12 protein-coding genes are annotated in these 12,418 nt (G+C 70.3%); 6 read left to right on the forward strand and 6 right to left on the reverse strand.

The window, feature by feature from the left end:
* Nucleotides 1-3: 3 nt before the first annotated feature.
* Nucleotides 4-1,020 carry a potassium channel family protein gene (locus KSK32_RS15745; protein WP_216931895.1) on the forward strand — a complete coding sequence of 339 codons (1,017 nt, stop codon included), beginning with the start codon at nt 4-6 and terminating at the stop codon, nt 1,018-1,020.
* A gap of 193 nt (nt 1,021-1,213) precedes the next feature.
* Here the strand turns inward: KSK32_RS15745 and KSK32_RS15750 are convergent, their stop codons facing one another.
* Nucleotides 1,214-1,387: a hypothetical protein gene (locus tag KSK32_RS15750; RefSeq protein WP_216931896.1), complete on the reverse strand. Its 174-nt coding sequence runs from the start codon at nt 1,385-1,387 to the stop codon at nt 1,214-1,216.
* A gap of 465 nt (nt 1,388-1,852) precedes the next feature.
* Nucleotides 1,853-2,686 (reverse strand): inositol monophosphatase family protein, encoded by an 834-nt coding sequence (locus tag KSK32_RS15755; RefSeq protein ID WP_216931897.1) that lies wholly within the window; start codon nt 2,684-2,686, stop codon nt 1,853-1,855.
* A gap of 183 nt (nt 2,687-2,869) precedes the next feature.
* Here KSK32_RS15755 and KSK32_RS15760 point away from each other — a divergent pair, with 183 nt between their 5' ends.
* On the forward strand, nt 2,870-3,652 hold the full coding sequence (locus KSK32_RS15760; protein ID WP_216930649.1) for a transposase family protein: 783 nt from the start codon (nt 2,870-2,872) through the stop codon (nt 3,650-3,652).
* On the opposite strand, the gene KSK32_RS15765 is transcribed toward KSK32_RS15760, so the two are convergent.
* On the reverse strand, nt 3,640-4,770 hold the full coding sequence (locus tag KSK32_RS15765; RefSeq protein ID WP_216931898.1) for a hypothetical protein: 1,131 nt from the start codon (nt 4,768-4,770) through the stop codon (nt 3,640-3,642). The genes KSK32_RS15760 and KSK32_RS15765 overlap by 13 nt on opposite strands.
* A gap of 303 nt (nt 4,771-5,073) precedes the next feature.
* Between KSK32_RS15765 and KSK32_RS15770 the strand changes: the two genes are divergently transcribed.
* The 3 genes from KSK32_RS15770 to KSK32_RS15780 all read left to right on the forward strand — a co-directional run bounded on the left by KSK32_RS15770 (nt 5,074) and on the right by KSK32_RS15780 (nt 8,522).
* Nucleotides 5,074-5,700 (forward strand): 6-phosphogluconolactonase, encoded by a 627-nt coding sequence (locus KSK32_RS15770; protein WP_216931899.1) that lies wholly within the window; start codon nt 5,074-5,076, stop codon nt 5,698-5,700.
* Nucleotides 5,701-5,824: 124 nt separating this feature from the next.
* On the forward strand, nt 5,825-6,601 hold the full coding sequence (locus tag KSK32_RS15775; protein WP_216931900.1) for an HAD-IIB family hydrolase: 777 nt from the start codon (nt 5,825-5,827) through the stop codon (nt 6,599-6,601).
* Nucleotides 6,602-6,722: 121 nt separating this feature from the next.
* Nucleotides 6,723-8,522, forward strand: coding sequence for an adenylyl cyclase (locus tag KSK32_RS15780; RefSeq protein ID WP_216931901.1), 1,800 nt, complete (start codon nt 6,723-6,725; stop codon nt 8,520-8,522).
* 48 nt (nt 8,523-8,570) lie between these two features.
* On the opposite strand, the gene KSK32_RS15785 is transcribed toward KSK32_RS15780, so the two are convergent.
* The 3 genes from KSK32_RS15785 to KSK32_RS15795 all read right to left on the reverse strand — a co-directional run bounded on the left by KSK32_RS15785 (nt 8,571) and on the right by KSK32_RS15795 (nt 10,968).
* Complete coding sequence (locus KSK32_RS15785; RefSeq protein ID WP_216931902.1) at nt 8,571-9,161, reverse strand: ATP-dependent Clp protease proteolytic subunit; 591 nt, start codon at nt 9,159-9,161, stop codon at nt 8,571-8,573.
* 126 nt (nt 9,162-9,287) lie between these two features.
* Nucleotides 9,288-9,929, reverse strand: coding sequence for a helix-turn-helix domain-containing protein (locus KSK32_RS15790; protein WP_216931903.1), 642 nt, complete (start codon nt 9,927-9,929; stop codon nt 9,288-9,290).
* A 106-nt stretch (nt 9,930-10,035) separates the two neighbouring features.
* On the reverse strand, nt 10,036-10,968 hold the full coding sequence (locus tag KSK32_RS15795) for a hypothetical protein (RefSeq protein ID WP_216931904.1): 933 nt from the start codon (nt 10,966-10,968) through the stop codon (nt 10,036-10,038).
* Between the two features lie 414 nt (nt 10,969-11,382).
* Here KSK32_RS15795 and KSK32_RS15800 point away from each other — a divergent pair, with 414 nt between their 5' ends.
* Entirely contained in the window at nt 11,383-12,396 is a 1,014-nt protein-coding gene (locus tag KSK32_RS15800) for a TrkA family potassium uptake protein (protein WP_216931905.1), read from the forward strand.
* Nucleotides 12,397-12,418: the final 22 nt, after the last annotated feature.

The raw sequence follows: 12,418 nt of genomic DNA on the forward strand, positions 1-12,418 counted from the left end.
ACGATGAGTGTGCTGTGGGTATCGGCCGGCCTGCTGGTGGTGGTGGCGATCCTGCTGGACGCGGCGTTGACGACACTGTCCCTGGCGGGCGGGGCCGGTTGGCTCACCCGGCGCGTGTCGCAGGGCGTCTGGCGTCTGATTCGCAGGCTCGCCGGCCGTGGCCCTCGCCGGCACCGACTGCTGCGCTGGTCCGGCACCTGCGTGCTGGTGGTCACCTTCGCGGCCTGGGTGACCGGGCTGTGGCTCGGCTGGCTTCTGGTCTTCAGCGCCACCCCGGATGCGGTGCTCGACCAGTTCGGCCGTCCCGCCGACGGTTGGTCCCGGTTCTACTACACCGGATTCTCGATCTTCACCCTCGGTGTCGGTGACTACACGCCGGGAAACGCGGCTGCGCAGCTCGCGACGAACGTCGCCGTGCTCACCGGTCTGTTCCTGGTCACCCTGGGCATCACGTACCTCATGCAGGTGGTTCCCGCCGTGGTCGACAAGCGTACGATCGCCGGTCACATCACCGCCCTGGGCGCCGATCCGGCCGACATCGTCCGCCGCGGATGGGCGGACGGGCAGTTCGCCCCCATGTTCACCCAGCACCTCACCAGCCTGACCCCGGAACTCGTCCGGCTTGGTGAACGACATCTGGCGTTTCCGGTGCTGCACTACTTCCACGCCGGCAGGTGCGGCAGATCCGCCTCCGCAGCGGTGACCGTGCTCGACGGGGCACTGCTGTTGTTGCGCGGCGGTGTCGATCCCCGCCACCGGCCGGACGTCGGCGCGGTGGAGCCGTTGTCCCGCGCCCTTGCGCAACTGGTACGCACCCTGGACGGCTCCTTCATCGTGGCCGCCGACCACCCGGTGAGCGCACCGCCCCTGCAGGACCTGACCCGGGCCGGGATCCCGACGATCCCTGAGCAGGCGTACACGGAGGCTGCCGAGGACACCCGGACGCACCGCTGCCGGTTGCGAGGCTGGTGTGCCTCGGACGGCTGGGACGATGCCGACCTGCGGCTCACGCTCGACTGACGACCTCGGGTGCGGGAGGACCGTCGATCCCGAGCTGATCGCGTCCACGGCGGCCGGGCCGGCGTCTCGGTGCCGAGGAACTGGAGGGTCAGGCGAAGAGTCGATCGAACGTCGGCATCGCCGCAGTGTGCCAGATTCCCGGTGCGAGGGACGGCCCCGCGTCCGGCCGGAGCCGGAGCGCGGGGCCGGCGGGTCAGCGGACCAGCGCTGCCACCAGCGTCCCGATGCAGGCGACGACGGCGGCGATGATCGGACTGAGCGTCTTGATGTACGCCAGGATGAGCCGGTGCCGGTCGATCGACTCGGCAACGGTTTCGTCCTCGTCCTCTGGTGTCTCGAAGTCTGACCCGTGAGGGATTACAGTCAACGTGACTCCTTCCGTTGCAGCGGTGGAGTCGAATGCGGCGTCCGGTGGCAGCCGGGCGCCGCCCTCTGTGCGAGGCGACGCAGTGCCGTTCGACGGTTCGAGCATCCTCCCGGCGGACAGCTAGCACAAGAGTGGGCAATTCACTGTCGGGTACCTGACAAGCAGATGCATCGCATCGAGAAAATTTCGGTGCTTTCTCTTGCCAAATGCAATTTTCCGTGAAGCAGTTCAACCCAGCGTGACTGCATAAAAGCGCATGGTGAGCAGTCGTGTCGTCAGGCGCGGCGGCTGACTACGAGACGAGGAAGCCGGTGGGCGGGCGGGTCAGGACGCCGGTCATCGGACCGCGGGTGGAAGTGACCGCCGGTCGGAGCTGTGCCGGTCAGGGCGGGGAACGGACGGATCCGACCGACGATGGGGCCGTCGAGGACAGCGACTTCTTCCGCAGCTCGGGGCGAGCAGTCGTCAGCCCGCGAGGTGGGCTTGTACGTCGCGGTGCAGGCTCGGGTTCGCGACGGCGAGGATCTGGTGTCGTCTCACCTCGCCCCGGCCGAGACCTCTGACGATCTCACCGAAGTCGATCGGCCGGCCGGCGGGATCCGTGACCGTGCCGCCGGCCCGAGCCACCAACTCGTACGCCAGGGTCTCGTAGGACGGCTGACCGAACTGGTGGTCGACGAACCCGTCGACCTCGCCTACCGCGATCCGGGCGGCGACGATGGCGCCGTCCACCGTCCCGAGCAGTTTGGGACCGCCGAGCAGCTTCAGCGGGGGATCCTGCCGGCGGTTGCGCTTCAGCAGCGACACGACCAGGAACGCGTCCTCGACGTGTTCCGTGGCCGAGCAGGTCGCGGGCGAGGTGCTGCCGTGCATCGACGAGACGTGCGCACCGGTTTCCGAGGTGGCCCAGACGACACGCGGGATCTGGATGTCCGCGATGGCGCCACTGAGAAACCCTCCCTCGACGGTGTACTCGTACACGGCCACCGCCGACTCCCGTACGCCGTGGAACGTCAGCGTGGTGTTGCAGTAGGGGTCGCACACGATCATTCGCGGCTCGTCGCCGAGGCGCACGAGGCCGGCTTCCTCGGAGAACACCTGTCCTCGGAATCCGTTCCGCCGCAGCGCGTCGAACAGCACCCGCTCGGCGACGTCGTCGACCTTGTGGGCGGTGTGGCCGCCGCCCTTGTCCTCGGTGATCTCGCCGAGAGTGGTCGTCGCTGCCGCGTCCGACAGGGCTGGTCGAACCGTTTCGGCGATCTCGGCGGCCAGGTCGAATGTCAGCGGTTCGTGCGCCACGTCCTCAGCCTCTCGCCTGCCCCTGGGCTTCGATGTCCGCGAAGCATGTCTCGCACACCGAGCCTTTTCCAAGCTGATCTTGCAGCTCAGGGCGGTTGCGGTAGGCCCGGTGATCGATGGGTGCGAGGCTCCAGGTAGGACAGCTGTCGACCAAGACTCGAAGCCCCGACCGGGAGCCTCGCCATGCTGTCCTACCCCGCCACGATTCCGTTGTCCAGCCGCACCCTGAACCACCTCGCCGAACGCATCCGCGGCCACCGTAAGCAGCGCCGATCCCGGTGGCGGCGTCTCGAACCCGGCCGGCAGGCGCTGCTCGCTCTCGCCCATCTGCGCAACGGCGACACCTACACCCGACTCGCGGCCGGATTCGAGATCGGCGTCGCCACTGCTTGGCGCTACGTCCAGGAAGCGATCGCCCTGCTCAGCTCGGCAGCCGATGACCTGGACACCGCGATGCGACGCATCCGGCTGCTGGCGTACGCGATCCTGGACGGCACGCTCATCCCGATCGACCGAGTCGCCGATCAGAGGCTCTACTACAGCGGCAAGCACAAACGCCACGGCGTGAACGTGCAGGTCATCGCGGACGCCGCCGGCCGGCTCGTGTGGGCATCACCGGCACTGCCCGGGTCGGTACACGACCTGACCGCCGCCCGCCATCACGGCATCATCGATGCTCTGACCCGCGCGGATGTGATGACCTTCGCCGATAAGGGCTACCAGGGCGCCCGTGGCAGCGTGCGCACCCCGTTCAAGCGACGCCGCTTCCGCCCGAAGCTGTCACGCCGGCAAAAGGCCGTGAACCGGGCCAACGCCAAGATCCGCGCCCGCGGAGAACGAGCGATCGCCACGCTCAAGACCTGGAAAATTCTGGTCAAGCTGCGCTGCTGCCCACGCCGAGCCACCGCGATCGTCCAGGCCATCCTCGCCCTGCACCACGTCGAAGCGAACCGCTACGCAGGATGAAAATGGCTCACCGTACGCCTGCTTACCCGATGCAGCCTGCTTCGGCGACGCCAGATGAGCCGTGCCGTGCAGACGTCGCAGTAGTGCGGCGGCAGGATCTGCTCCCTTACGGCGAGGAGGATCGCCGCTCCCAGCAGGCCGAGCAGCACACCGAACGCGTAGCAGAGAACCTGGCTCGCCCGGCGGAGTTCGGTGAGATCGGTGATGGTGATGATCGCGAACAGCGCGGCGGGCACGTACAGGATGATGGAGATGGCGAAGATCCAGGCTCCAGGGCTGCGGCTGTGGATGTCAGCCGATCGGTAGAAGCCGGTCGACGGTCGTACCGCCTGGAGCACGGGCGGCGCGAGGGCGAGCGCGAGCGTCACCGCGGCCATGTCCGTGTAGCCGCCGTACACGAGTGCGATGGTGAGGGCGGAGGCCAGCAGGCCGACGCATCCGGCGAAGGGCAGCATCGCGAGATTGCGGAAGCGCGATTCGCTGTGCAGGCCGAATAGGTAGGAGAGTTCGCCCCGGCCGTACGGGTAGAAACCGATCTTGCGAATTGTGCCCGGCCCGACTCCTTGCGCCAGTGAGTGGTACTCGGACGTGTCCACCCGGCATCGCAACGACAGTTCTGGCGAGTGTTCGAGGTTGATGATCGTGCGAGAGGCGGACGGCGTCTCGACGGAGAAGCCGAGTCGCCACGTCTGGAGCACGCCGTCGCCACCCATCAGGAAGAACAGGCTGGCGCTCGTGAAGCTGACGCGCAGGCTGCCGGACAGTCCGCGTAGCTCCCGGGTGGGTGCCTCGACGATCAGGCAGGAGTCGGTAGTGACCTGACGCGTGCCGATGGTGCGGCTGCCGCCGGAGGTGGTCAGAGCGGCGACCCGGGGTGGTGCTGTGCCGGTGGCCAGCAGGGAGTCCAGCGGGAGCGGCACCGCGAACTTGACCAGCGGTGTCCAGGTGCTGCGACCCCGCGCCGGCACCGGTACGTCGATGTCGACATGGACCGTGCCGACGTAGGTCGCCGGTGCGTCGACCACACGAAGGTGTACCACGGCGGCGCGCCTTTCACTGTATTCGTGCAAAAGATCGTGTACCCGAATTCCATCGAATCGCTGCAGATTGGCGGTCACGTCGGATGAGGCAGGAGATGACATCGTCGGCTCCCCTCTGGCGCGGATTTCGCCCGGGCGTTATCAACGACGGTAGCGGGGGACGCAATGTCTTCATCTCGTCGAATCACTCCAAAGTGGTGGGAGTGGGTAGTGGTGCAGGTCCGGTCCGTCGTATTCGCCTCGGTTGCGGATCTCGCGACGCAGGTGGCGCTGGAGATTGCCCGTGGGTTGCGGAGCGCCGCGTCCGAGGGCCGCCGCTATCTCCTGGGCTGTCCCTCGGGCCGGAGTGCGACCCAGGCATTCCGGGCTCTCGCCGGGATCGTGGCGGAACAGCGCATTCCGGTCGCCGGGCTCGTCGTGGTCTCGCTGGACGCGTATGTCGACTCCGGAGCTGGCGGGTTCATGCCGGTGCCGGCGGATCGCCACCACAGTTGTGAGCGGTACGTCGCAGCGGAGATCGTCGGCCCGCTCAACCGAGGGCTGCCGCCGGGGGACCGGGTTCCCGCCGCTCAGGTGTGGGTGCCCGGACCGGAGCGGCCCGGTGACTTCGACGTGCGCATTCGAGCGCACGGGGGCATCGACCTCTTGTTGCTGGCGTCCGGTTCGGGCGACGGGCACGTGGGCTTCAACGGCCCCGGGGCACCACGGGAGAGCGTCACGCGGGTGGTGCCGTTGGCGGAGTCGACCAGGCGGGACAACCTTCGTACGTATCCCGATTTCCGCTCGGTCGACCAGGTGCCCACGCACGGCGTCACCATGGGGATCGCCACGATGGCCGATCTGGCTCACCGTGCGTTGCTGCTCCTGCCCGGGCGGGAGAAGGCGACCGCCTTCCGGCGGGTGAGCCGGTGCCGGGACTACGACCCCCAGTGGCCCGCGTCGGTGGTGGCGGCCTGCGACGACGGGGTGGTGTACGCCGACGTTTCCGCAGCTCGTGGCCACGAGTGAGTGTCGAAGGAGATAGCCTGCGACCGGAAGGCTGCGTGGAGTGACGATCGGGGCACGCGGACGCCGCAGGGTTACCGTCGGTACCCTGCTAGGTCTGGCCTGTCCGCGACGACATGAGGTATTCGTGAACGATCTTCGAGTGGTGGCGTTCGACCTCGACGACACCCTGGCGATTTCCAAGTCCCAGATCGATCGTCGGATGGCGGAGTTGCTCGGCCACCTGCTCACCGAGGTGGACGTACTGGTCATCTCCGGTGGCCGGTTCGAACAGTTCCAGTCGCAGGTGCTCGCCCACCTCGACCTCACCGAGGAGCAGCGCGACCGCCTGCACCTGATGCCGACCTGCGGCACCCGCTACTACCGCTGGTCCGAAGGGGGTTGGCGGCAGGTCTACGCGGAGGATCTCACCGAGGCCGACAAGGCCCGTGTCGTCGCCGCGCTCACCGAGTCGGCGCAGGCGCTGGGTCTGTGGGAGGCGAAGCCCTGGGGCGACATCATCGAGGACCGGGGCAGCCAGATCACGTTCTCCGCGCTGGGGCAGTCCGCCCCGCCGGCCGAGAAGTACGGCTGGGATCCGGACGGCGACAAGAAGCGCCGGCTGCGGGACGCGGTCGCGGCGAAGCTGCCCGACCTGGAGGTGCGCGGCGGCGGCTCGACCTCGATCGACGTCACCCGTAAGGGCGTGGACAAGGCGTACGGCATGCGGAAGCTGCTGGAACACCTGGACCTGAAGATCGACAACGTGCTCTTCGTGGGTGACCGCCTGGACGTGGGTGGCAACGACTACCCGGTCAAGGCGATGGGCATCCGCTGTGTCGCGGTCACCCGCTGGGAGGAGACCGCCGACTACGTCGAGAAGCTCGTCGACGACCTGGTGAGGCAGCGCGCCGAGCGCGCCTGAGCGCAGCCCGCAGCAGAGCCCGCCGGTTCGGCGAACCGGCGGGCTCTGGCGGTATCGACGGTGATGAGGTAGGAACAGCCGAGAGAGCGCTCTCCCGTCCCCTCACCGAACAGGCAGGCAGATGCGATCACCCGACCCCTCCCGCCGCCGTTTCCTCACCCTCACCGCCTCCGCGGCCTCGCTCACCGCCCTCGGCCTCCCGGCCGGCGCCGCCGCCGCGTCCCCGGTCGCATCGCCGGCCGCACGCCCCGCCCGCGAGCCCGACCTCGGCCCCAACGTCTTCGTGTACGACCCGAGCACGCCGGTAGAGGAGATCCAGTCCACGCTGGACCGGTTGTTCACCGCCCAGGAACGCAACGAGATGGGCTTCGACAGGTACGCCGTGCTGTTCAAGCCCGGTCGCTACGAGGTGGACGCCCGGCTCGGCTACTACACGACTGTCGCCGGTCTCGGCGCCCACCCGGACGACGTGGAGATCCACGGCGCGGTCCGGGTGGTCGGGCAGCCCGACCCGAACTCGCCCGCCGGCATCTCCGCGCTCACCAACTTCTGGCGCTCGGCGGAGAACCTCGCGGTCACCCCGACCGACTGGTCGAACCAATGGGCCGTCTCCCAGGCGTCACCGATGCGCCGGGTGCACGTCAAGGGCGTGCTGTGGCTGGAGCCCGGCAACGGCGGTTACTCCAGCGGCGGCTACATCGCCGACTCCAAGGTGGACGGCATCACCATCAACGGTTCCCAGCAGCAGTGGCTCACCCGGGACAGCGAACTCGGCGGCGAGTGGACGAACGGCGTGTGGAACCAGGTCTTCTCCGGTGTGATCGGCGCGCCCGCGCAGGGTTTCCCCGACCCGCCGTACACCACGCTGCCGACCAGCCCTGTCACCCGGGAGAAGCCGTATCTGTTCGTCGACGCCCGGGGCGCCTGGCGGGTCGCCGTACCGCGCCTGCGCCGCGACACCGCCGGCACCACCTGGGCCACCGGTCGGGCGCCGGTGCCGTCGCTGCCGCTGTCGGCGTTCTACCTCGCCCGGCCCACCGACTCGGCGAAGCGGATCAACGCCGAGCTGGCCCGGGGCCGGCACCTCCTGCTCACCCCCGGCGTCTACCACCTGGACCGGGCCCTGCGGGTACGCCGTCCGAACACCGTCGTGCTCGGCCTCGGCATGCCCAGCCTGGTGCCGGACCGCGGAGACGCGGCGTTGCGGATCGAGGACGTGGACGGGGTCCGCATCGCCGGGGTGCTCGTGGACGCCGGGCCGGTCGAGTCGCCGGTGCTGGTCGAGGTCGGTACACGGCACTGCCACCGGTCGCACGCCACCAACCCGATCTCGCTCCAGGACGTGTTCTTCCGCATCGGCGGCCCGTACGCAGGGCGGGCGGTGACCAGCCTGGTGGTCAACAGCCGGCACACGCTGATCGACAACATCTGGGCCTGGCGCGGCGACCACGGCCGGGCCGGCACGATCGGCTGGACCGTGAACACCGCCGCGACCGGCGTGATCGTCAACGGCGACGACGTGACCGCCTACGGGCTGTTCGTCGAGCACTACCAGCGCTGGCAGACGATCTGGAACGGCGAGCGCGGCCGGACCGTGTTCTACCAGAGCGAGCTGCCCTACGATCCGCCGAGCCAGGCGGCCTGGCGCAGCCCGACCGGCAACGGCTGGGCCTCGTACAAGGTCGCCGACCACGTCCGCACGCACGAAGCGTGGGGGCTCGGCGTCTACTCGTATTTCAACCAGGGCGTGGACATCCGCTGCGACCGGGGATTCGAGGCGCCGCGCCGGGCCGGGGTGCGGTTCCACGACGCGATCACCGTGTTCCTGGACGGCAGCGGCGGCATCGAGCGCACCATCAACGAGATCGGCACGCCCGTCGTCGGCTCGTACGGCACCAGCACGGTGGTCAGCTACCCCTGATCACCGAGGGCGGCCCGGCCGGTGCGGGACCGGCCGGGCCGCACCCGCTCACGCCGCGAGCTGGTCGACGCGGGTGAGCACCTGGTCGACCAGGCCGTACTCGCGGGCCTGCTCGGCGGTGAACCAGCGGTCGCGGTCCCAGTCGCGCTGGATCTCCTCCAGCGTCCGCCCGCTGTGCCGGGCGATCAGCTCCTGCATGGTGCGCTTCACGTGCAGCATGTTCTCGGCCTGGATGGTGATGTCCGCGGCGGTGCCGCCCATCCCGCCGGACGGCTGGTGCATCATGATCCGCGAGTGCGGCAGCGCGAACCGTTTGCCCGCCGCCCCGGCGCAGAGCAGGAACTGCCCCATCGACCCGGCCATCCCCAGCGCCAGCGTCGCCACGTCGTTCTTGACGTACCGCATGGTGTCGTAGACGGCCATCCCGGCGCTGACCGAACCGCCCGGCGAGTTGATGTAGAGGAAGATGTCGCGCTCCGCGTCCTCGGCCGCGAGGAGCAGGATCTGCGCGCAGATCTGGTTGGCCGACGCGTTGGTGACCTCGGTGCCGAGGAAGATGATCCGTTCCGTCAGCAGCCGTTCGAAGACCCGGTCGCCGAACGCCGGCTGCCCCTCGTCGAGCATCCAGATGCCACCCATCGCCGCCCACCTCCGTACCGCCGGTGGGCGGGGGACCGCCCGGGAACCCGGCGGTCTCCAGCGTCCGCCGGGCGCATCCACGCGGCCCAGCCTTTCTGCCCGGGGCAGATTCGCCCTGGGCAGAAGCTACGCGGCGACCGGCCGCCACCGGCCGGCGCGGGCTCGCCGCCGGGCCACCGTGACGGAGGTACGCGGACGGGGGCGGACGGCCGGTGCGGAGGGGGCCGGCCAGATCCGGATTCCGCCGGCGAACCCGATCGGCGTGGCGGCGTCGAGGGCCGGACCGAGCGGCGCCGGCCCCGGACCCACGGGCCGCAGTGCGCCGCCGAGCAGCGGCAGGGCCGTGACCGGCCGGCGGGCGACGTGCGGCCGGAGCGAGACGGCAGGCCGGCGGGACACGGGTGGGCGGGGCGACACGGCCGGACGGCGCGTGACGGACAGCCGGGGCGGGCCGACCCGCAGGTGTGGCCCGGTGCGGGCGGTCGGCACCCGGTCGAACCGGGCCGCCGAGACTCCGGGGCCGACCGGTGCGGGGCGCTCCCGGCGCAGCTCGTCGCGGGCCTCTTCGAGCAGGTCGGCGAGGTGGATGCCGAGCGCGCGGCAGATCGCCGCGAGTACCTCGGAGGAGGCCTCCTTGCGCCCGCGCTCGACCTCGGAGAGATAGGGCAGGGAGACGCCCGCGGCCAGGGCCACCTCGCGCAGCGTGCGGCCCTGGCGCAGGCGGATGCGCCGGAGCACCCCGCCGATCACCCGTCGCAGCAACGACATGCCGGCCTCCTCGCGGTCGGGCGTCCCGGACGTTCCCATCATGCCCCGTCCACGCGCCCGGCACCTGCCCGGCCGGCCCCCGTGGTACCGGCCGGGCAGGTGTGGCTCAACGCCAGACGACCGCTCGGAGCTGCCAGCTCGGCGAGGTGAAGGACACGTGACCGACGATCAGGCCGGTGTCGTTGACATTGACCGCGACGCTGCTCACCGCACCGTCCGGCAGGGGCAGCAACTGCGATGCCGCAGTGGGTGAGGGCCAGATCATCGCCCGGCTCGCCGTGCCGTCGGTGCCGATCACCAGACCCGAGTCGTTCACGGCCTGCGCCGTCGGGGAGGCCGACGTGGTGGCCAACCGGCGCATCGCCGCACCGTCCCAGAAGAAGGCGGCGAACTGGCCGTCCGCGGTCCAGCTGGTGCCGACCACCTGACCGAGGTCGTTGATGCCGGCCGCGTCGCTGGTGGGTCCGCCCAGGGTGCCCAGCGACCGCAGGACGCCGTCGCGCCAGACGAACGCCTGGTTGACGAACGGCGGATCGGTCCAGTCCTTGTAGCCGTAGGTGCCCGCGACGGTGCCCGCCTCGTTCACGGCGAGCGCGCTCGCACCCGGCGGGGCGTCGATGGTGATCTCGGTGTTCCCGGTCCGGACGAACGGCCGCCGCCCGGAGACGCTGTCGGTGACGTGGTAGACGCCGACCACCCGGTCGCCCGCCGTGTCGTACGCGATGGAGAAGATGCCCCCGGTCAGGCCGAGATCCTGGATCTTCCCGTCCACCCAGGCGACGGCGTGGCTGCTGCCGTCGGCCGCCTGGGCGGTGCCCACGATGCGGCCCCGGTCGTCGATCGCCTGGGCCTGGCTGTTCGGTCCGCCGAGCGTCCCCAGATCCTCGACTCGCCCGTCCACCCAGCGCACCGCGTGCCAGGAGCCGCCGGCCACCTCCGCCGCACCGACCACCACCCCGGCCGTGTTGACGTCGTACGCGATGCTGCCCCGGCCGTCCAGCGACGGCAGCACCACGGCGGTCCGCTTCGCCGTCGGCATCGGCGCCGGGGTGGTGGCAGTCGGCGTACCCGTGGGCGACGGCGAGGCGGTCGGCGACGGTGAGGCGGTCGGTGGTGGGGAGAAGGTCGGCGAGGGGGCGACGGTGGGCTTCGGCCGGGTGGGCCGGGCCGTTCCGGGCGGGCGGTCCCCGGGCCGGTTCGCCACAGCGGGCGGCGCCCCGGAGACGACCATCCCGACTGCCGCGGCAAGCGCGGTCAATGCCATGCCTGTACGCATCCGACGTCCCCTCGTCACGATCGGTGAGTCATCAGTCTCACCTGTAGGCACGTCGATGGATCTGACGAAATCCTTACCGCTTGCCGCCGGGAGCCGACGCCCGGCCCAGCCAGCCGGCTCGCGGCGTACCGGCTATCTTGAGGGCGTGCAGGCGACGACGGCGGAGCAGGACCGACGGTGATCCACTTTCCCGCGCAACGGCGGGGGCCGCTGAGCGCGCTGAGCCTGCGCCTGCTCGCCGCCCTGGGCCTGGTCTTCGCCACCGTGGCGGTGGTCTGGCTCGACCGCGACGGCTACCGCGACGTGGACGACAGCGGCCTGAGCCTGCTCGACTGCTTCTACTACGTGGTGGTCTCGCTCTCGACCACCGGGTACGGCGACATCACCCCGGTCAGCCCGTCGGCGCGCCTGATCAACGTCCTGTTCGTCACCCCCGCCCGGGTGCTGTTCCTGATCATCCTGGTCGGCACCACCCTGGAAGTCCTGACCGAGCAGTACCGCACCGGCCGTCGCCTGTCGCGGTGGAGGAGAACCGTGAAGGACCACGTCATCATCTGCGGCTACGGCACCAAGGGCCGCAGCGCGGTCTCCGCCCTGCTGGAGAACGGCACGGACAAGTCCAAGATCGTGGTGGTCGAGCGGAGCGGGCCGGCGCTGCGGCAGGCCACCTCCAACGGGCTGGTGACGATCGAGGGTTCGGCGACCCGCTCGTCGGTGCTGGAGCAGGCGCACGTGCGTACCGCGAAGTCGGTCATCATCGCGACCGACAGCGACGACGCCTCGGTGCTGGTGGCGCTCACGGTCCGGCAGCTCACCGCCGGCCAGGTACGCATCATCGCGGCGGTCCGGGAGGCGGAGAACGCGCCGCTGCTCAAGCAGAGCGGCGCGCACCACGTGATCGTCTCGTCGGCCACTGCCGGTCGGCTGCTCGGCCTGTCCACCTCGGCCCCGCCCCTGATCGACGTGGTGGAGGATCTGCTCACCCCGGGGCAGGGCATGGCGCTTGCCATGCGGTCGGCCGAGCGCAGCGAGGTGGGCCGCTCACCGCGCGAGCTGGAGGCGCTGGTCATCGCGCTGGTCCGCCGGGGCAAGGTGGTCACGCTCAACGACCGTGCCGCCTCGGTGATCGAGACCGGCGACATGCTCGTCCACGTCCGGGACGACCGGCCGCAGGCCACGTCCGCGCTCTGACTCCGCGCCCGCTGAGCGCCTG

It is taken from the genome of Micromonospora sp. WMMB482, from assembly GCF_019038635.1.
In the GTDB taxonomy this organism is placed as follows: domain Bacteria; phylum Actinomycetota; class Actinomycetes; order Mycobacteriales; family Micromonosporaceae; genus Micromonospora; species Micromonospora marina.